General features: G+C 37.1%; 15 protein-coding genes. 6 read left to right on the top strand and 9 right to left on the bottom strand.

All coding sequences use genetic code 11. The annotated features are described in order from the left end of the window. Positions 1 to 64 precede the first annotated feature (64 nt). The 3 genes from FVQ77_05125 to FVQ77_05135 all read left to right on the top strand — a co-directional run bounded on the left by FVQ77_05125 (position 65) and on the right by FVQ77_05135 (position 1,381). On the top strand, positions 65 to 328 hold the full coding sequence (locus tag FVQ77_05125) for a hypothetical protein (GenBank protein MBW8049714.1): 264 nt from the start codon (positions 65 to 67) through the stop codon (positions 326 to 328). Positions 329 to 449: 121 nt separating this feature from the next. Further along, the gene (locus FVQ77_05130) at positions 450 to 1,253 is read left to right on the top strand and encodes a SprT family zinc-dependent metalloprotease (protein ID MBW8049715.1); all 804 of its coding nucleotides are present in this window, start codon (positions 450 to 452) and stop codon (positions 1,251 to 1,253) included. Between the two features lie 29 nt (positions 1,254 to 1,282). Next, positions 1,283 to 1,381 carry a four helix bundle protein gene (locus FVQ77_05135; protein MBW8049716.1) on the top strand — a complete coding sequence of 33 codons (99 nt, stop codon included), beginning with the start codon at positions 1,283 to 1,285 and terminating at the stop codon, positions 1,379 to 1,381. On the opposite strand, the gene FVQ77_05140 is transcribed toward FVQ77_05135, so the two are convergent. From FVQ77_05140 to FVQ77_05150, 3 genes are all read right to left on the bottom strand, one after another. Beyond that, positions 1,372 to 1,944, bottom strand: a complete 573-nt coding sequence (locus FVQ77_05140) for a hypothetical protein (protein MBW8049717.1) — start codon at positions 1,942 to 1,944, stop codon at positions 1,372 to 1,374. The two genes, FVQ77_05135 and FVQ77_05140, sit on opposite strands and share 10 nt — an antisense overlap. Positions 1,945 to 2,058: 114 nt before the next feature. Then, entirely contained in the window at positions 2,059 to 2,943 is an 885-nt protein-coding gene (locus FVQ77_05145; protein MBW8049718.1) for an N-acetylglucosamine kinase, read from the bottom strand. A gap of 251 nt (positions 2,944 to 3,194) precedes the next feature. Next, a complete protein-coding gene (locus FVQ77_05150) occupies positions 3,195 to 7,013 on the bottom strand; it encodes a SpoIIE family protein phosphatase (protein MBW8049719.1) in 3,819 nt (1,272 codons plus the stop codon). A gap of 123 nt (positions 7,014 to 7,136) precedes the next feature. Between FVQ77_05150 and FVQ77_05155 the strand changes: the two genes are divergently transcribed. Both FVQ77_05155 and FVQ77_05160 read left to right on the top strand, forming a co-directional pair. Beyond that, entirely contained in the window at positions 7,137 to 8,753 is a 1,617-nt protein-coding gene (locus FVQ77_05155; protein MBW8049720.1) for a S41 family peptidase, read from the top strand. A gap of 134 nt (positions 8,754 to 8,887) precedes the next feature. Next, a complete protein-coding gene (locus FVQ77_05160; protein MBW8049721.1) occupies positions 8,888 to 10,045 on the top strand; it encodes a homogentisate 1,2-dioxygenase in 1,158 nt (385 codons plus the stop codon). Positions 10,046 to 10,342: 297 nt separating this feature from the next. Here the strand turns inward: FVQ77_05160 and FVQ77_05165 are convergent, their stop codons facing one another. Next, positions 10,343 to 10,900 (bottom strand): aminoacyl-tRNA hydrolase, encoded by a 558-nt coding sequence (locus tag FVQ77_05165; GenBank protein ID MBW8049722.1) that lies wholly within the window; start codon positions 10,898 to 10,900, stop codon positions 10,343 to 10,345. Positions 10,901 to 10,985: 85 nt separating this feature from the next. Between FVQ77_05165 and FVQ77_05170 the strand changes: the two genes are divergently transcribed. Further along, the gene (locus FVQ77_05170; protein MBW8049723.1) at positions 10,986 to 11,165 is read left to right on the top strand and encodes a hypothetical protein; all 180 of its coding nucleotides are present in this window, start codon (positions 10,986 to 10,988) and stop codon (positions 11,163 to 11,165) included. A 349-nt stretch (positions 11,166 to 11,514) separates the two neighbouring features. On the opposite strand, the gene FVQ77_05175 is transcribed toward FVQ77_05170, so the two are convergent. From FVQ77_05175 to FVQ77_05195, 5 genes are all read right to left on the bottom strand, one after another. Further along, complete coding sequence (locus tag FVQ77_05175; GenBank protein ID MBW8049724.1) at positions 11,515 to 14,553, bottom strand: T9SS type A sorting domain-containing protein; 3,039 nt, start codon at positions 14,551 to 14,553, stop codon at positions 11,515 to 11,517. 145 nt (positions 14,554 to 14,698) lie between these two features. Continuing rightward, positions 14,699 to 18,127, bottom strand: a complete 3,429-nt coding sequence (locus tag FVQ77_05180; protein MBW8049725.1) for a PKD domain-containing protein — start codon at positions 18,125 to 18,127, stop codon at positions 14,699 to 14,701. Between the two features lie 8 nt (positions 18,128 to 18,135). Next, positions 18,136 to 18,876 (bottom strand): hypothetical protein, encoded by a 741-nt coding sequence (locus tag FVQ77_05185; GenBank protein MBW8049726.1) that lies wholly within the window; start codon positions 18,874 to 18,876, stop codon positions 18,136 to 18,138. 65 nt (positions 18,877 to 18,941) lie between these two features. Next, on the bottom strand, positions 18,942 to 19,697 hold the full coding sequence (locus FVQ77_05190; GenBank protein ID MBW8049727.1) for a 50S ribosomal protein L25/general stress protein Ctc: 756 nt from the start codon (positions 19,695 to 19,697) through the stop codon (positions 18,942 to 18,944). A 39-nt stretch (positions 19,698 to 19,736) separates the two neighbouring features. Then, positions 19,737 to 20,663, bottom strand: coding sequence for a ribose-phosphate pyrophosphokinase (locus FVQ77_05195; protein MBW8049728.1), 927 nt, complete (start codon positions 20,661 to 20,663; stop codon positions 19,737 to 19,739). Positions 20,664 to 20,669 lie beyond the last annotated feature (6 nt).

Raw genomic sequence — 20,669 nt, forward strand, 5'->3', positions numbered from 1 at the left:
TTTTCTTTCTTTTAATATTATCTTTACATTTGTGAATTAATTAACTAAAAACATTTTTTTAATTATGAAACAATTATTAGCATTATTAGCAATTGTAGGTATGATCACTTTTGCATCCTGTGATGGAACCTATGAAAGTACAGAAGGAGAAACAGAAGAAGTTGTTGAAGAAACTACTGAGGAAATGGTTGAAGAAGTTTCTGAAGAAGCAGGTGGAGAAGAAATGTTGGCAGAGCATGTTTGCAGTGACCAATGTGCTGAAGACAACCACGCTTATCTTCATGGCGAAAAAGGACACGTTTGTGGCGAATCCTGTGGAGCTATGTAAGAAGAAGGTGAAGGATCTGTCGTAGAAACTTCTGAGAATTTATCTCTTAAAAAATTCTGAACTTTAAAAAAAAGAGCCCTGGCTTTAAAGGTGCTCTTTTTTTATTTCGGGTTTGTTTTTTATGAAGAAAATACAGGATTTTAACCGGTTTCGTAATTTATTTCCTGAAAATGCAGTAAGATATTGTTTTGATCTATGGAAAAAATATCATTTCGAATTTATTGTTACAAAAAGCAGGATTACAAAACTAGGTGATTGTCGTTTAAACCTGCCTGGTAAGTCAGACTTAAAGTATACCATAACAGTAAATGAAGATTTGAATCAATATTCTTTTTTGATCACCTATCTTCATGAAATTGCTCACCTTGTAACGGGCCTTGAATTTGATGAGACAGCCTGCCGGACATACGGACGCAGACGGGTAGCTCCTCATGGTAAAGAATGGAAAAAAAATTTAAAAAAGTTAATAGAACCTTTACTACTTAATGACATTTCCTCCGGACCTTCGCGAAACGGTACAGGCAGTGAAAGTGGATTAAGCATAGCAGGAAATATTTTCCCTGACGATCTATTATACCCTCTGATCAAATTCTCACAAAATCCAAAAGCTTCTTCTTACACTGATTTCGAATTAATAAAAGCGCTCCATAAATATGACGAAAAGCCTGCCAGCCAGCAGTCTGTTTCAAACTCCCCGGAAGTTACACGTCAAGACGCCCCGTCAAATATCCAGAGTACTCAGGACACGGGACAGGCAGAATTTCTTTGCGAGTTAGAAGAAGGAGTGCATTTTAAATTAAGCAGGCGTATTTTTATAAGAGGGAATTTAATTAGAACCCGCTATAAATGCAAAGAGATCAATACAGGAAAGATTTATTTGATTCCAAAAGCAGCAAGAGTGAAGAAGTTGACAGTTAACAATTGACAGTATACAAAAAAGCATTCAAATTGGCTATGGATATATTTGAGACGAGTAAAAGTTTTCCTAGGGAAGAAATATATTCTCTTACATCCCAGATCAGAAAATCATCTCGTTCAGTTTGTCAACTATAAATTATCAACTGTTTTACCACCTTAGTTATTTTTTCATACAGCTCGGGGGGCGACAAGGTACGCCAGTCAACTATTTCAGCAAATTCATCAAAGTTAATATAGGAATCCAGGTTATACTTTTTCCATTCATCGATTACATATTGTTGAAAATTGATTGCCGTTATCCAACCATCTTCTATATCGGCAAACCATTCTTCATAATAGCAATCGTCAGAGCCATGGAAGTTAAAGACATTTTCACCAATAAGTATGAATTGATTAATCCCTTTTTTGATCATGTAGTCAACGATGTTTCTTTTAAAATACATGATGTCATTGTGAACGGCATCATTCCACTCGCCTATCATTTCGATGATAGTAAAGCCCCTGTTATAATCTGTAAATAATATTTTGATATAAAGGGTTTCGGATCCAATAAAATCCCATTGCGGATGGATGTAATGATCATAGATAGCGTCTGTATATTCCAGCATGCTATGCTGTTTACCATAAAATGGAGAATTCACGTCTTCATCTGAGACATAAAATTTTTCCCAACTATAATATGGTTCTATGTTATGCATAATCCGAAATCATAAACCCGGGATCAAATTTTTTTTAATATTCTAAAACTTTTTTTGCACTTCCAAATTTTTTGGGTATTTTTTTTAAGAAAGACTAACGGGCTGAACGTTAAGTTACTGATGAAATAAAGTAAGCCCGGCAATCGGGCTTTCCAGGATGTTTCCGATTGTCACACCTTTATCAGCAGCTACCTGTCTTAATACATGATTGTAATAAAACGCTACAGACCCCACAAAGTGGACCCTGTAATCTTTATAGTTTGAATATTTGTATACATTTTTATCAAAAAAAGCCGAAAACCCGTCATATATTAATTTAAAGATGTAAGGTTCTTTCAGGTTATGAAAAAGAAATTTCGAGAATGATGCCAGGTAAACATTTGGCTGGGAAGCTGCGTAAACCTTATCCAGGATTTCGGATCCTAGGTTCCGGTTTTTAGATTTATTAGCGTATTTTTTCATAAATTTTTTGCTAATGTTTTCCGGCATTTCATTATTTAAAAAATCCTGGATCAATCTCTTACCGAGATAGCCTCCGCTGCCTTCATCACCTAATATAAAACCTAATGAAGGGATATTTTTAATGATCTTTGTGCCGTCATAATAGCATGAATTGGAACCTGTGCCGAGTATGCAGGCGATTCCAGCCCGGTGTCCGCACAATGCCCGCGCTGCTCCAACCAGGTCATGATGGACCTCAATATTTGCTTTTGGGAAGGTCTTTTTTAGCGCTGAATAAACAATTTTGCATTTTTCTTCATTAGAACAACCGGTACCGTAAAAGAAAATTTCGCCTGTCCCGATAAAATCGGGAGATTTATTATTTACGACTTCTGGTTTTATATGGGGAATTAATTCATTTTGCACCGCTTTTGATATCTCTTCATCTGTTTGATAAAATGGATTAGTACCCGATGTTTTAGCCTGGTGGATGGCGTTATCATCTGTAATGATCCGCCAATCGGTTTTTGTGGAGCCGCTGTCTGCTATTAATTTCATTATGAAATAATTTTGATAGTTACCCGTTAGCCGTTAGCTGTTAGCTGTTAGCCGTTAATTTCAGTGTAATAATGAAACTGTTGATCATGCGTTGCTCTTCATGCAACCCTTCAAAAAGCTGTTAGCTGTTGGCTGTTAGCTAAAAGCCAAAAGCTAATAGCTAAAAGCTAAAAGCTAACAGCTAACCCTTCCCGACAAGTCGGATCTCCTCTTTGCTCCGACAGGCTTTTTTCCCCGCCAACTGGCGGGGCTCACATCCTGATCCCAATCACCAGGATATCATCTACTTGCTCTTCATTTCCCTTCCATTGTTCAAAGGTTTTGTCTATGGATTTTTGCTGGTCTTCCATAGAAAGGTGCTGGATATCCAGGAATATTTGCATAAATCTTTTACGCATGAATTTCTTACCTTTCGGCCCTCCAAACTGGTCAGCATAGCCGTCAGAGAAAATATAAAGCGTATCGCCTTTTTGCAATTTTATTTCGTGGTTGGTAAATTTTTTTGAACTTTTACCTGGAAATATTCCAATGGGAAATCTATCTCCATTAATTACTTTCAGTGTATTATTTCTGATCATATATAAAGAATTATAAGCTCCGGCAAATTGCAGTTCTCTCTTATGAAGGTCTATTGAGCATAATGCCATATCCATCCCATCCTTTACGGATGAATCTTTCAATTCAGACTGTGTGGGAGGTAAAACACCCCCCAATTGATCTCTTACTCCTTTGTTCATTTCATCCAGGATTTCAGATGGTACAATAATCCATTTTTCCTTTACTGTCTGATTCAATTGGTCCTGGCCAATAATAGACATAAATGCCCCGGGCACACCATGCCCGGTACAGTCAACTGCGGCAATGATCACCGAGCTGGCAACCGTCTCTGTAATCCAGTAAAAATCACCGCTTACTATATCCCTGGGTTTATAGTAGATGAATGATTCAGGAAGCAAATGTTTCATATAGCTGACTGAAGGAAATATGGCTTCCTGAATTAGCTTTGCGTAATTGATACTGTCTATGATGTTTCTGTTTTTTTCTTCAAGAAGATTTTTTTGTTTCTCAATCTCTTCTTTTTGTTTTACAATTTCCACTGTACGCATTATCACCTCTTGTTCCAACATTTTCTTAGCTGCCTGCAAATTTCTTACACGAATTTTAATAAAACCAAATATTCCGCTTAGTGTTGTAATGCCACAAAACATATAAAACCACCAGGTTTGCCAGAAAGGTGGGGTTATAATAAAGCTAAATGTAGCGGCCTGTTCGTTCCACATACCATCATTATTACTAGCCTTTACTTTAAAAGTATATTCCCCAGGTGGAATATTAGGATAGACCGCTTCCCGCTTTGATGTAACAGGCGACCACTTTGCATCTAATCCTTCAAGCTTAAACTTATACCTCACTTTTTCAGTAATATTTAAACTAATACCTATAAATGAGAATGATATATGATTTCGGTCATAAGGCAGCGCTAAGTTGATTGGTAATGGATACCATTTAGACACGCCATCGTAATTAATTTCATCCAGCAGAGACGAGGCATACTTCGTCTCTGCAAGAGATGGGTGGAGGATATTGTCCCGCTTATATCCAAGGCCATCCTCAGAACGAGATATTGGATATTTGGGATATATCCCACCTGTCCCCCCGGGTACTCGGGGTTCGGGGAGTCCTGGGGATTGGGATTTTATTTGCCATCCTATTTCTTCAAAAAATAGCTTTATTCCCGTTATATGTGTTTGCGGTTCAATCGTGTTGGGGATGTCAGCGCCAGGGTTATATTGGGTAACTCCATTGATCGTACCAAACCAGATAAACCCTTTGCTATCTTTATAAACCGCTCGTGAATTGGTCTCAATGCCAACAAATCCTTCCGCTTTTCCATAATGTCTAATTTCTCCCGAGTACTCGGGAACAATTTTGTCAAGTCCTTTCTCAGTGCCTGCCCATAAATTGCCGGTATTATCAAATACCATTAAGTAAATATTATTTGAACTCAATCCATTTTCAGTAGTTATATGAATAAATGAGGGAGGCGTACCTTGTTTTTTACTTAAGACTAATTTATTTATGCCACCGCCTTCAGTACCAAACCACATATTTCCTACACTGTCTTCAACGATACAACTAACACTATTTGAAGACAATCCCACGACACAATCATGTTTGTTAGTTATAGGGCAAGACCCTTTCTTTGTTATATGGATAAATTCAGGCATTAACCGGAACGTATCTCTAAAAGACAGCATAGTAATGCCCCATCCACTGGTGCCTATCCATATATTACCCGAGTGGTCCTCTAACATTGACACAACCCTGTTGCTTGCAAGTCCATCTCTTTCGGTAAAATATGTAAAAGCTCCTGAATTGTTTACCGAAATATCAGGATCATAACGAGCTACACCACCTCCAAACATTCCAAACCAAAGTTTACCTCTGCGATCTTCTATCATTGTATAAACACTGTTGTCAATCAGCCCTTCTTTTTCAGTGATATAATAAAATGATTTTGAGCTGATTGGTTTTTGAAGCGGATTGAAACGTGTTAATCCACCTTCTGTGCCAAACCATATGTAACCGTTATGGTCTTCCAAAATAGTCCTGACTATATTGCCGGTCAAGCCATTATTTTTAGTAAAATTCGTAAACAAATCAACATTACTGTTTGCCCCGGTTATCATCGGGATTTCTCTTTGTTCTACAATTTTCAATCTTTCCCGGGTATTCGGGACAATCTTCAATTGTGACGCTCCTCCTCCATCGGTACCAAACCATAAATTGCCTCTGCGATCCTCTAAAATAGACCATACAATATTATTTTTTAATCCATCATTTTCTGTATAATGTTTAAATATCTCACGGCTCAATTTACAAACGCCCCCTCCAGACGTGCCAATCCATAGATTGCCTGCAGTATCCTCCAGTATTGAATTCACCATGTTATTGCTCAATCCCTGGTTTTCTGTATAATGTATTAATTTTGTTGCTCGCGTTTCAATCTTTGTATTTTTAATCTGTATAATCTGTGTTTTAAGAAGCTTGCTAACTCCCCCACCGGATGTTCCAAACCAAATGTTGCCATCCCGGTCTTGAATAATTGACCTGACTATGTTATTATTTAAACCTTTACCTATTTCAAAATTAGTGAACAAATTGACATCGCTTTTATTATTGTTTTCAATCTGCAATAGAGACACTCCTCTCCCATCACTTCCAAACCATAAAATACCACTGCGATCTTTGAGCATACTCAGAATATAATTACTGCACAAACCTTCTTTAATAGTATAATTTTCAAAAAGTTGTCCCTGGCGAAGCGAGGGATCCCTAACAAATTTAAAGACGCCCCCTCCATAAGTGCCAAACCACATATTACTTTCATTATCTTCAACTATTGAGATAACAGTATTATTACTTAAGCCATCCCGGGCAGTATAGTTCCTGATTTTTAACCCTTTTTTTCGTTTCGGATCATAGCGAGTGATGCCATTGTGAGTTCCAAACCATAGATAACCGTGACGATCTTCAAAAATTGCCCATATAATATCATTAACAAGGCCCTTAATACACTCGTTCTGATCGTGGGGACAGTCATCATTTTGAGTAAAATGGGTAAAAGTTAACCCATCATATTTTGTTACACCGCCTCCAAGAGAACCAAACCACAAATTACCGGCCCGATCTTCTACTATTACCTGTATATGATCGTTGCCTAATCCTTCTTTTTTTGTAAAATGTCTGAAGCTCGCACCATCATATACACTAACGCCACCACCACCAGTACCGAACCAAATATTGCCCCGTTTGTCCTCACAAATAGAAAAAACCTGTGATTGGGCAAGGCCATGTTCTATAGAGTAGGTACGGAAATTATACGTCTGGGCTTTTAATTTCACCCCGTTAGATAAGATTAATATCAACAATACAATAATATAATAATAGTGCGAAAAACTATTAACCCACTTCGCTTTCAAAAATAAATATCTCACGGGGTGAAGATTGAATCCCGATAAAATCACGAGAAAATTAGAAAGTAATAATATTAAGATATATTGTTTCATTTTCACACAAAAAGTTTTGTTTGAACACACAAGAAAATAATTTTTACAAATATTCTAAAATATCTTGATATTTATTGTTAATTTTAGGTAAAATTGCGCATAGTCATATTATTTTATATCCAAATGGGTAACATAAATAACTCTAAATTCCAAACAAGATTACCTTTGTTCATATCGCTGGCAATAGCAGGTGGTATATTTATTGGGGCTACTATGTTTGGAGCTAAAGGCTCTGTTATCAATATTGCAAAGACCTCTTTTAAATTCCGCAGAATACTGGATTATATTGACAATTATTATGTTGATTCGGTAAATGTGGATGAACTTGAAGTGCATGCCATCAGGGTAATGCTAAAAAAGCTTGACCCGCATACCATATACATTTCGCCAGAAGAAGTGGCTGCTGCCAGGGAACCGCTGACCGGAAATTTTGAAGGGATAGGAATAGAGTTTGATATCATTAAGGATACGCTGATCGTTGTAGCGCCCATTAGTGGCGGGCCATCCGAAAAGTTAGGAATATTATCGGGTGATAAGATCATCAAAGTAGATGAAGAAGACATTGCCGGGATTGGCCTTACTAATAACAAAGTTTACAAACTGTTGAGAGGTCAAAAGGGCAGTAAAGTTGATGTTACAATTTTGCGGAAGGTCAATAAAAAACTCTTGCGGTTTACCATCACCAGGGATAAAATACCAACTTATTCTGTGGATGTAAGCTATATGGTAGACGAAATTACGGGCTATATGAGGATAACGCGTTTCTCTGCCAAAACGTATGATGAATTTAAAGGCGCCCTGTCAAAATTAAAATCAAAAGGATTAAAAAGGCTGATCATAGACCTGCGAAACAACCCGGGGGGGTATATGGAACATTCCATAAAGATTGCTGATGAATTTATTTCAGGCAACAAGCTGATCGTTTATACAGATGGGAAAGATCCGAGATATGATACCAAATACAGGGCGAATTTTACGGGACTGTTTGAAACCGGGCCGCTTATTGTTCTCATAAATGAAGGCAGCGCATCTGCATCTGAAATTGTAGCGGGGGCATTGCAGGATAATGACCGGGCGCTTATCATTGGCAGAAGGTCGTTTGGGAAAGGCTTTGTACAAATACCATTCACTTTTGAAGACGATTCAGAGATCCGGCTTACGATCTCACGATACTATACGCCAAGCGGTAGATGTATTCAAAAACCAATTGATGATGATTATGATTTTGATCTTCTTAACAGGTATCTGCATGGAGAATTTTATTATGCCGATAGCATTAAATTTAAAGATTCAACTAAATTCAAAACATTAAAAGGCAGAACTGTCTATGGAGGTGGGGGCATTATGCCCGATATTTTTGTTCCGAGAGACACCAGTTACTTTAGCAATTATTTAAGCAACCTTTTGAATAAAAATATTTTAACCGAGTATGGTCTGAATTATTATGATGAACACAAACAGTCACTTGAAAAAAGAGGATTTGACGACTTTTACACAAATTTCAGGATCACAGATAAAATGCTGGATGAAATTGTGAATATGGCCTCAAAAATGGATATACCATTTAATGAAGAGGAATTTGAACTATCTAAATCAATTATTAAAAACAATTTAAAGACGGAAATTGCAAAGTGGGTATGGCAGAATGAGGGAGCTGTTCCGGTTAGGTTAGAAAAAGATGAAATTTTCCAGGCAGCATTAAAACATTTTAAAGAAGCGGAGAGGATCAGTAGGCAGTAGACAGTAGACAATAGACAATAGACAATTGCCGACTGTGGACTGTGGACTGCCGATTGCCGACTGCCGACTGAAGACTGCCGACTTAAAGGTATTCAATGCAATTTCGAAAAATTATACATTAATTGTAAATAAAAATGGCATACTACGTAAAATCAGGGTTAATTCCACCTAAGCGCCACACCCAATTCCGTCAATCTAATGGTGATTTGTATAAGGAAGAGTTGGTAAGCTCAAAAGGATTTTCAGGGATATATTCTCTTTTGTATCACATAAATCCCCCTACCAGGGTAAAGCAGATCGAAAAACCGAAGCCGGTCAGCCCCAGGATCGCTAAAGATTATCCATTGATGCATACCCATCTGAAAACCTGTGAAGTTGATATCACCGGTAAGGATTTTTTAGAATCCAGGAAAACAATGCTCATCAATGATGATGTATCCATGTCAATATGCTGTCCTACCGATAAAACTATGGATTATTTATATAAGAACGGGCAGGCTGATGAAGTTTTATTTGTCCATGATGGCAGCGGAACGCTCACCACTCAATTTGGCAAAATTGAGTTCCGGCAGGGGGATTATCTGGTCATACCAAGAACCACAATATATAAGATTGAATTCGATGAAAAGCCCGTAAGGCTTTTGATTATAGAATCTTCCGGTCCTGTTGAAACAGTAAAAAAGTACAGGAATGATTTAGGGCAGCTTCAGGAACATTCACCCTATTGTGAGCGGGATATCCGGCCGCCATCCGAACTAATCACAAAAGATGAAAAGGGTGAATTTTTAGTCAAAATAAAAAAGCAGGGGTTTTTGCATCAATATATTTATGATCACAATCCGTTGGATGTGGTTGGGTGGGATGGTTTTCTATTCCCTTATGCTTTGTCAATCCACGATTTTGAGCCCATTACAGGTAGAATTCACCAGCCGCCTCCCGTGCATCAGACATTTGAGGCGCCCAATTTTGTGATCTGCTCGTTTGTACCCAGGATGTTTGATTATCATCCGTTATCAATCCCGATCCCCTATAACCATTCCAATATAGACTCCGATGAAGTGCTTTATTATGTAGAAGGAAATTTTATGAGCCGCAAAGGCGTTGAAAGAGCCTCCTTTACACTGCATCCCGGAGGTATCCCTCACGGGCCGCATCCCGGCACCGTTGAAGCAAGCCTTGATGCCAAAGAAACAAAAGAGCTGGCTGTGATGCTGGATACTTTCAGGCCCCTGCTCCTGACTGAAGAAGCTATAAAATATGTGGATGAGAAGTATCCGATGAGCTGGAATTAACTGGGTGCTGGGTGCCGGATGGGTGGCCATCATCCGATGGCTCAGTTGGATTTAGAGCCATCCGATGAATTTGCTGGCAGGGTGCTGGATATTTGATATTGGCAAATAAAAAAAGAAATGTAGAATTTAGAATTTTGAATGTAGAATGTATACGCCTGGGCAACTTCTACATTCTAAATTCATCATTCTACATTCATTATTTTTTTAGTAGAACCTAAGTAATTCGCTTGTTATTTGGTTGTCATACAATTGTCATACGACTGTATTACTATTGTATGACTATTGAATTACGATTGACTAATTATAAGCACTCATAGTCCTTTCAATCCCAACAGTACAAAACGAATGTATCATATCACATGCTTTCTTCATCAACTCGGGGAGGGCTGAAAATTCTTCTTTTGTGAAATTGCTTAACACATGATCCACCTGCCTGCCTTTTGAAAAATCGCTTCCGATGCCAAATCTAGTGCGGGCATAAGCGGAGGTTGAAAGCGCTGATTCGATACTAATAAGTCCGTTATGCCCCCCGCTGGAGCCTTTGGCACGCATTCTTATTCTGCCGAAAGGCAAAGAAATATCATCCGTTATCACCAATAGATTTTCAACCGGCATTTTTAGTTCGTTCATCCAATAATTCACAGCCTTGCCGCTTTGGTTTACGAAAGTAGTGGGTTTTATGAGATGAACGGTTCTGCCTTTATATTTTAATTGTGATTTTAATGTTAGCCGGTTTGATGAAAATTCCTCATTGTGTACTTCAGCCAACTGGTCCAGGATCAAAAAACCGATATTGTGCCTGGTGAGTTCATATTCCGCGCCAATGTTTCCTAAGCCTGCTATTAAGTATCTCATAAATGAAAATTTACAAAATTATTAAAGTATTGGAACTTAATTGTGCATTAGTTCGTATATTTGAGAAAAGCAAAAACAAACTATCATGGCATTTACAACAGATCAATTAGTCGAGGAGGTATTTCAATTAAAAGGAGCCTATAACGGAATTGCAGACGATGTAAAAGAGATCAAGCAGCGTCTGGATGGTATTTATCAAAAAGGATCTCAAGATAAAACTGATCTTATTGAACGTTCAGAGCAAAATAAAACCGATCTTATTTAACGTTCAGAACAAAATAAAACCGAATTAATTGAACTTATAGTACAAAATAAAACCGATTTTATTGAACGTTTAGAACAAAATAAAACAGAATTAATTGAGCGTATAGTACAAAATAAAACAGAATTAATTGAACGTATAGAGCGATCCCATACATCTTTATTTGAACATATAGAATCAACCAAGACCAAAATGATACAATGGATGGTTGGATTGCTGTTAGGATTCTCGGTTTTGATCATCACTGCCATGTGGGCAATATTAAGCTTTGCAATATAAAAATATAGAATAATGAATAAAAAAAAGCCCCTCAAAATTAAGGGGCTTTAACAATGTTAGCAAAATAATAATACTATTTTGTTAGCACCATTTTCTTTTTATCAATAACCTCTCCATCTGCTACGATACTGTAAGAATAAATACCAGAGCTCAGATCAGAAGCAAAAACCTCGATACTGCCAAACCCTTTTTCAATAGGTACTTCCTTGATGAATTTACCGGTAAGGTCATAGATCATAAGCTGTGCGTTATTTACGTTATCCGGTATGAAATATCTGATAATTGTAGATTCTTTAAAAGGATTGGGGTCGTTTTGGTTTAAAATGACCCTCTGTTCATTAACTTGTAATTTCACATTTTTAGGATCTGAATATAAACCATAGGCGATCAGTATTGATTTCATCTGAGCGAATTCTTCTTTGAGCTCCTGATAGCCATTATCTTCATTGCCTGCTGGTTTGGATAATTGGTTTGAGCAGCATTGAGTAACTATTGCTTTTAAGCTGTCAAATTCAACTTTTGATACTTTTATTGAATCCAATTCATTAATAGCATTGATCGCTACAAAAAGCAGCGGGCCTGTATTAGTGCTTAATAATGCGGTTTCGGTCAGGTCTGCAGAATCTAACTTTGCATAAAAGGTATCTACTACATAAGGTGCAAGTTGCAGCAAATCCTGACCAATTAAACCAATATATGCTCTATCTGTAGGTGTTCCTGCTTTGCCATTATATCTGTAGTTAACGGAATTGATTTGTTTGGTTACATTTAATCCATCAGTAAAAGGAGTAATGTCTGTTTTTAGTTGTTGGTCAGATAAGGTATTCCATGAGCCTCCACCCGGTTTTTGAACTGCACCAGCAAGTACCTGAATAGCTATATTTTTTCCTGTTGGTGCATCTGATGCAACAAAGATAGCTCCTATATTTGTGGCAGTAGTTGTTTTATTTGTTATAATAAATTGAGCTCCAATATTTCTATTAAATGCGTTTTGGGAGGTAAAAAGACCACCTATATTGTCTAAGTTCAATCCAGTAGCCTCGCTTTTTAAACCAAAAGATATTCGAAATATTTTAACTAATGAACTTAAATCCTCATTAACAATATTTAAAGCAGTTGAGTTAGCTACTGGCGGTGTTGTTAATGTACGTAATACATCTAATTTTGCAGTAGGCGCTGCTGTAAACTGGCCGACACCTACATTTCCTGTGGGTTGGGCAATCATATCATTAGGGAAAGTAGTTAAGTCCCAGTCTCCATCTGGGACTGCAGTGGGGGCTGCCCAGGTTACGTTACCTAAAGCATCTACACTTGTTAATATATCTCCAATATTTCCTGAACCGCTTGTAACCTGAAGATCAGTTGTTTTGGTTTTTCCAGCTACTTCAAGTTTTTCCGTAGGTGCCTGAAATGTGCCTGTTCCTCCAATTTTAACATTTCCGGTTGTACCTGCTCCGGCACTCGGTCCTACAAAAAAAGTAGGAATATCACTATTAAAACCAATCATTAAAGAATTTTCAATATTATTAATTATCCCACTTCCCGTACCATTCCCCATAACAAAAGAGTTTACTGATTGTGCTGTTATATTATTTCCTATTGCAACAGAATTGGATTGATTGGCAATTGCAAAATTACCCATAGCAATAGATACTGCTCCCCTTGCTTCAGATAATTTACCAATAGCAAAAGAGACGTCACCAAGTGCAATAGTTCTATCACCAAAAGCAGTAGAAAAATCACCAATATTTACATCATCCCATTTTGTTCCGTTTGCAAAACCTGCACGAAAAGCTCCTTTACGAGGATACCAAAACATACGTATCTTGTTAGAGGTAGGTACAATAGGGCCAATACCAGACACTGTTCCACCTTCGGCCCATATACCTCCATTTGTGTTGATCCCATTACCTGCCAATGTAAGTGAGAAAACCGTATTTGTTGTTCCTATACCTATTTTTCCTAATGAACCCGAGGTGCCATCACTCCTTTCTACAAAGAGCGAAGGTACATCAGAGTTAAATCCCACCATTAAAGAATTGGGACTATTGTTGATGATAGGATTATTAGATAATCCAACACCTATAACAACAGAGTTATTTGCTAATGCTCTTACATTAGCTCCAATTGAAGTGGTTTTTTGCCCTGAAGCTATTGTACGAAAGCCCATTGCTGTGGAATTTGTCCCTGAGGCTGTTGTATGGAAACCAATTGCAGTAGAGAACAAACCGCTTGCAATAGTTTTCTTTCCCATTGCAGTGGAAACAAATTCGCTTGCGATGCTACTGTCACCTATCGCAAAAGAGATGGCTCCACTTGCAATAGTACCGTTACCCATTGCAGTGGAAGCAGATCCACTTGCTTCTGTATTTAAACCGGTAGCAAAATCCATAACTTGTAATGCTTTTGTATTTCTGCCGAATGCAACAGAAAATCCTCCACTAGCTGTTGTATTTACACCTGCTGCAAATGAATGACTTCCACTTGCTGTAGTACTTTCACCAAATGCAGCAGAAAAATCACCAATATTACCATCATCCCATTGAGTTGTAACTACATGTCCTGCCCTAATAGCTGCTTTACGTGGATACCAAAAGAATAGTGTTCGGGGAAATAATGCAAAACCAGGAACTGTTGGCCCAGTACCTAATGTTCCTTCGGATAATATACCTCCGTTGGTGTTGATGCCGTCTCCGGCAAGACGGAGTGTAAAATCGCCTGCTACTGGCTGGATACCAACACCTAAACGGATTTCGTTAAAGTTTGGGTCTCCACCAATGCCTAATAATCCACTAGTTGATGTAATTAAATCAGGACCACCTGCAACAATTCCACCAACTGTTAGAGAATTTGGTCCGATTTTAACTCTACCTAACACTCTCAAATTATTTTCAATCCGTACATTACCATTCTTTAAAATGGTCATCCTTAACAAATTGTTAGTCCTAATTCTAAAATCCTCATCAATGGTAGTACCAATAAAATCAGTACCATTTACATTGTTATTGCCTGTAAGTTTCCAGTTATTGCCTTGGCTAAAGGCAATGTTTGATGAAATAGCTATTACAAAAATTAAAGTTGCAATATTTTCTATGTTAATTTTTGTTTTCATAATAATCTCCTTGTATTAATAATAATTAAAATGATTGTGCAAATATAAATTAAATAGTATAAAATAAAAAATCTATATACAATAATAATCTCTTGAAATAGAAAATACTCTTATAGTATTTAATAATTGTTAATGTGATATTAAATTACCTTATCAAAGTAACATCCCCTTTTTCAGTTTTCTTTTCTCCATCCAAAAACTCAACTTCAAGATAATAAACAAAAACAGCCATGTCGGATTTTTTTCCTTTGTATTTTCCCTCCCAGCCCTTATTAATTTCCCTGGTCTCAAAAATTTTTTCTCCCCATCGATTATAAAAGACAAGATAAAAGGTTTTTATATTGTTTCCTATTACCTTTAATATATCATTTACTCCATCTCCGTTAGGACTAAAGGCATTGGGTATAAAAAAGAAATTTTCTGTTAATTCTAAAATTATAAACCCACAAATAGAATCTATACCGCATAGGTTAGAAACTGTTAAACATACATTGTATGTTCCTGTACTTTTATAACTATGTAGAGGGTTTTGTACCGAATCAGTAATACCGTCTCCAAAATCCCACCACCAACTATCTGCACTGATAGAGGAATCGAAAAAGTTCATAATTAAATTAGATTGACCATAACCGAAATTAGCAATAGGTGGAATACATGACGTTACATTTATTAATTGACAGGTACTATCCGACTTGCAAGCGTTTTCAGCAATAAAACACACATTATAAGTGCCTGAACTGATGTAAGTATGGGTAGGATTTTGAACCGTGTCTGTATTGCCATCTCCAAAATCCCAGAGCCAACTTGTTGCATATTTTGATGAATCTGAAAAACTAAGGGTAAGTAAAGAATCAGAATAACTGAATGTTGCAGCCGGAATGGGGCACGTTACAATAACAGAATTACAAATAGTATCTGAACCACATAAATTTGTTGCTGACAAACAAACAGTATAGTTTCCGGCAGAATTATAAATATGTATGGGATTTTTAATTGTATCTGTATTACCATCCCCAAAATCCCAGGACCAGCTAATAGCATTCGCAGATGAATCCAGAAAGTTGACCGTTAAATTAGTATCAATATAACTAAAATTTGCTGTGGATAATACACCGGTACTATTTACAGTTACTGATATCGAATCTGCACAACCGTTGGAATCTGTAACGATAACCGAATAACCTCCAGAAAATAAACTGTCAGTCGTAGTATTCGTGTCTCCATTACTCCATAAATAACTATAAGGACTTGTACCACCAGATACAGTTACAAAAGCTAAACCATCATTCACACCACAATTAGCATCTGTACTTGTAGCAGATAAATTTAATGAATCGGGTTGGTTAATAACAATAGTATCACTTTTGATACAATCATTACTATCTGTTACAGTTACTATATATGTTCCTGCCAAAATATTGGTTATATCTTTGGTTGTATCTCCATTAGACCAGGAAAAAGAATATAAAGGAGTACCCCCTGAAACGGTTAAATCTATTGCACCGTCACTGCTTCCATAACAACCGGCATTGATAATAATAGCACTTAATATTATCGCTGATGGTTCAAAGATGCTTGCCGTATCACTGATAATACAATTATTAGAATCTGTAATTGATACAGAGTAAGTACTGGCAGACAAACCAGAAATATCTTCAGTAGTATCTCCTGAAGACCAATTATAAGTATAAGGAGGAACCCCACCTGAAAGTGTTAAATCAACTGCACCATCACTTTCTCCCTTACAGCTTACACCAGTACTTACGATACTTGTATTTAAAGCTGGCGGTTCACCTATTATTACTGAATCATTAGCTACACACCCAAGCGAATCGGCAACAGTTACTATGTATATACCTGGTAATAATCCTGAAATATCCTCAGTATTTGCACCATTTGACCAAGAAAAAATATAAGATGAAGAATTACCTGAAACAGTCAGGTCAACATTACCATCATTAGCTCCGTTGCAATTGACGTCTGTCCCAATAATATTAATTATTGAAGATGGTAATTCACTGATAGTCACTGAATCAACTGCTTTACAACCATAAGCATCTAATATTGTTACAATATAAGTTGTTGTAGTATCAGGGAATGCCACAGGATTTGCAATAGTAGAATCACTTAAACTATATCCAGGGGTCCAATTATAGCTAATGCCCCCTGAAGCATTTAATTGAACGCTATCTCCCTGGCATATAATAGATGTATCAGAACTAATATTTATGATTTTTGGACATAACCATTGGCACTCAGTAGGAGGTGTAATTTCAACAACTGCGGCTATACTATCAATTCCTCCTGAAGATGAGAATGGAGTTGTATCAGAAACTGTGAGGGTTGGTATTATAACCGTTAGATTTATGAGTGAATCACCACATCCTGTATTACCTAAACTGTCTGTTTTTAAAAAATGAATATCACGTCCTGAACCGGTTATATTTACCGTTTCTCCTGCCATAATAAATCCTCCATCATTGACTTTCAAAACAGAAGGACCTCTAATCCAAAAATCTCTTTCACCAGTCGTTGTATTCCACAATAAATTACCAATACTATCAGTTTTTACTATTAGTACATAATTTTTATACGGGCTAAAATGAGTCGCATTACCTGTAAAAATGAAACCATTATCCTCTGTTTGTTGAATTGAACTAGAACGTATATCAGTGAAGGTAATGCTATCTCCATAAGTTTTTGACCACTTTAAGTTACCTAAACTATCGACTTTAAGTAAAAGGATATTCATGAAACCTACTCCGAAACTTGCAGTTTCACCTGCTATAATATATCCACCATCTTTTGTACCTCGCATAAAACTAGGCTTATCCCAATCAGTGCCTCCATAAGTTTTGAACCAGAGCAAATTACCTATACTATCTGTCTTGAAAATACATATATCATTTGAACCTACTCCAAAGCTACCAGTTGTACCTAAAATAATATACCCATTGTCATTTGTTTGCTCCACATAAACACCATAATCAAAAGCGCTTCCTCCAATGGTTTTAGTCCATTGCAAATTACCAAGACTGTCTAATTGCAACAAATAAATGTCACCATTTCCAGCACCAAAACTTTGGGAGTATCCTGTAACTATATAACCATTTTCTGATGTTTGATTGACAAAATACCCTGCATCCCCACTATTTCCTCCGATGTGTTTAGACCACTGTAAACTTCCTGAACTATCAGTTTTTACAAGTAAAATATCACCTAGCACATTAGGTCCAAAACTATGGGTATGCGTAGTCATAATAAACCCTCCGTCATTTGTTTGTATTCCATATACAAAATCTTCACCACTCCAACCGCCATAAGTTTTAGACCATAGTAAATTTCCTAAGCTATCAGTTTTGATAAGATACATATCTGTACTACCTGCACCGAAACTATTTGTATAACCAATTAATGCATATCCACCATCATTTGTTTTTTGGATTAAGTTAGCTTGTTCAGTGTTATTTCCTCCAAAGGTCTTTTGAAAAGTAATCTGTGCATTTACAATTGTAGCAATTAAAACCGGAAACACGAATATTATTTTTTTCATTTTTAAATTATCAAAAATCATTCGGTTTGTTATCTATCATCCACCTTCTTTTCAAGAAATTCAAGATTATTCTTCACAAGCATAAATTCAGGAAATATCTTTAAGGCTTCTGTAAAGCAGCTTTTTGCCTCATCATTTTCATTCATATCCATAAACATTACGCCTTTGATATTCCATACCGCTGCTTTGAGAGGCGCTGCCTGCCGGCTTCCATCAGCCATGGTAATATTTATTTTTTGCTTGTCTGTGTCGGGGTAGGCAAAAAGCGCATCAAGAGATAATTTACATTCTCCATATCTTTTCAATCTGTATTGTAAAAAAGCGATCTGGTACAAATACAAAACATTAAACCCCAATGAATTCAATTTTTCATAATCAGCCAAAGCTTCTTTGAATAAACCGATACTATGTTCTGAAATAGCTTTTATTTCCAGAATGTTTGTATTACCAGGCGCTTTTTTAAGAATATCATTGCATACTAAAATAGATTGGGGAAACAAATTTGATTTAAAGTACAAAAAAGCCAATGTATCTGTCAGGTATATATTTCCCGGATCTAAGACAATCATCTCATATAACGCCTGCTTGGCCACATCCAGGTCACCGTATTTCAAACCTGTTTTAAATATCTGTTCCTGGATTGCATATAATTCGATATTTTTTGAGCCGGTTTTCCCGGACTCTTTTTTGCTTTTCTGGGCATAGAGTTCTGTATAGCGTAATCCAAACAATGCAAAGATCATTGCAACGATTAAAAAATATTTTTTCATACAATCCAACTTATAGTCATTGTCTATTGTCTACTGTCTATTGCCTACTGTCTATTGTCTACTGCCTACTGCTTACTATCTTTCCCTTTCCCTTTATCTTCTCCGGATCCTTTTCCTTTATCATCTTTAGCTTCCTTAGATTCACCTTTTTCTTTATCTTCAGCAGCGCCCTCCTTAGCTTCAGCAGCCTTTTCACCTTCTGCACCTTCGACTCCTTCTTCAGCTTCCAGGGCTGCTGCAGCAGCAGCAGCTTCTTCTTCCTCCTCCAGCTTTTTAAGCGCTCTTGGAACAGTTATGATCGCAATGGAAACTTTTTCATTTGTTAAAATAGTGTAATCCTCAGGAGAAAGATCTCCAACTCTGACAGCATGACCCAACTTAAGATGTGAAATATCAACATCAATATGATCGGGTAATTTTTCAGACAATGCTTTTACCATGAGTTTCTTGTTTTTTAAATAAACAGAACCCCCTTCTAATTCAGCGGGTGAAGTACCTGTAAGCTTCACAGGTATATTCATTTTAACTACCTTACCTGGGGTTAATTCAAGGAAATCTGCATGAAGAAGCGTTTCACTTACAGGATGAAACTGGACATCCTGTAATATTGCATTATGGATCTTTCCTTCAATGTTTAAGTTGACTTTATAAGCATTTGGGGTGTAGACCAGATCCCTGAAAAGGATCATGGGAGCATAGAAATGCACTTGTCCATTCCCGCCATACAAGACACAGGGAACGCTTGCCTCGTGTCTTATTCGTTTGGCTTCTGACTTACCCAGTTTTGTTCTTTGATAACCTACAATTTCTAATGTTTTCATTTTGCTTTATTTTTTTGATCATTTTTAAAGTTAAGTTCATTATAAAAACAACGAACTCACCGACTCCTGGTCATGAATATTTCTGATCGCTTTAGCAAATAAGTTTGCAACAGAGAGTACTTTTATTTTTAAAGATTTGTTATTTGATGGTATTGTATCAGATACAACCATTTCTTCCAGCACTGAAGATTCGATTTTATCAATAGCATTTCCCGAAAGCAACGGGTGTGTGCATGCTGCTCTCACTGTTTTAGCGCCTTTATCTTTAAGCGCCTTAGCTGCCAGGCATATTGTTCCACCTGTATCAACAATGTCATCAACCAAAAATACGTCAGCGCCTTTTACATTGCCTATAACCTGCATAGAGGCTATTTCATTGGGTTTTTCCCTGTATTTGTCGCATACTACGATCTCACCTGTAAAATATTTTGCATAACCCCTTGCCCTTCCAACAGCGCCTACATCAGGAGCTGCAAAAATAATATTATTTAGATTAAGTGATTGAATGTAGGGGACAAAAATATTAGAGGCATATAAATGGTCAACAGGCTGGTCAAAAAATCCCTGGATCTGACCGGCATGCAGGTCACAGGTTACTATCCTGTCGGCACCTGCGGCCGAAAGTAAATTGGCAATCAACTTAGCAGAAATAGATACCCTCGGCTTATCCTTTCTGTCTTGCCTGCCATATCCAAAATATGGCATCACCACTGTCACCTGCGCTACTGACGCTCTTTTTGCAGCATCTATCATCAGAAGCAGCTCAAGTAAATTATCAGCAGGAGGGAATGTTGATTGAATTAAGTAAACGTCATAGCCCCTGACCGATTCGTCAAAACTCGGAGATAATTCCCCGTCACTAAACCTTTGAGTAGAAAGCAACCCTAATTTTGTACCATAGGCATCTGCAATCTTTTGGGCAAGATAGGTAGTATTGGTGCCGGAAAATAATTTTACAGAAGACATTTTAAA

The sequence above is a fragment of the Cytophagales bacterium genome (genome assembly GCA_019456305.1).
Taxonomy (GTDB): Bacteria; Bacteroidota; Bacteroidia; order Cytophagales; family VRUD01; genus VRUD01.

What these genes read in the sequence shown, in the direction of transcription:
- FVQ77_05125 (MBW8049714.1), top strand. Translation starts at nt 65, where the DNA reads ATGAAACAATTATTAGCATTATTAGCAATTGTAGGTATGATCACTTTT.
- FVQ77_05130 (MBW8049715.1), top strand. Translation starts at nt 450, where the DNA reads ATGAAGAAAATACAGGATTTTAACCGGTTTCGTAATTTATTTCCTGAA.
- FVQ77_05135 (MBW8049716.1), top strand. Translation starts at nt 1,283, where the DNA reads ATGGATATATTTGAGACGAGTAAAAGTTTTCCTAGGGAAGAAATATAT.
- FVQ77_05140 (MBW8049717.1), bottom strand. Translation starts at nt 1,944, where the DNA reads ATGCATAACATAGAACCATATTATAGTTGGGAAAAATTTTATGTCTCA.
- FVQ77_05145 (MBW8049718.1), bottom strand. Translation starts at nt 2,943, where the DNA reads ATGAAATTAATAGCAGACAGCGGCTCCACAAAAACCGATTGGCGGATC.
- FVQ77_05150 (MBW8049719.1), bottom strand. Translation starts at nt 7,013, where the DNA reads ATGAAACAATATATCTTAATATTATTACTTTCTAATTTTCTCGTGATT.
- FVQ77_05155 (MBW8049720.1), top strand. Translation starts at nt 7,137, where the DNA reads ATGGGTAACATAAATAACTCTAAATTCCAAACAAGATTACCTTTGTTC.
- FVQ77_05160 (MBW8049721.1), top strand. Translation starts at nt 8,888, where the DNA reads ATGGCATACTACGTAAAATCAGGGTTAATTCCACCTAAGCGCCACACC.
- FVQ77_05165 (MBW8049722.1), bottom strand. Translation starts at nt 10,900, where the DNA reads ATGAGATACTTAATAGCAGGCTTAGGAAACATTGGCGCGGAATATGAA.
- FVQ77_05170 (MBW8049723.1), top strand. Translation starts at nt 10,986, where the DNA reads ATGGCATTTACAACAGATCAATTAGTCGAGGAGGTATTTCAATTAAAA.
- FVQ77_05175 (MBW8049724.1), bottom strand. Translation starts at nt 14,553, where the DNA reads ATGAAAACAAAAATTAACATAGAAAATATTGCAACTTTAATTTTTGTA.
- FVQ77_05180 (MBW8049725.1), bottom strand. Translation starts at nt 18,127, where the DNA reads ATGATTTTTGATAATTTAAAAATGAAAAAAATAATATTCGTGTTTCCG.
- FVQ77_05185 (MBW8049726.1), bottom strand. Translation starts at nt 18,876, where the DNA reads ATGAAAAAATATTTTTTAATCGTTGCAATGATCTTTGCATTGTTTGGA.
- FVQ77_05190 (MBW8049727.1), bottom strand. Translation starts at nt 19,697, where the DNA reads ATGAAAACATTAGAAATTGTAGGTTATCAAAGAACAAAACTGGGTAAG.
- FVQ77_05195 (MBW8049728.1), bottom strand. Translation starts at nt 20,663, where the DNA reads ATGTCTTCTGTAAAATTATTTTCCGGCACCAATACTACCTATCTTGCC.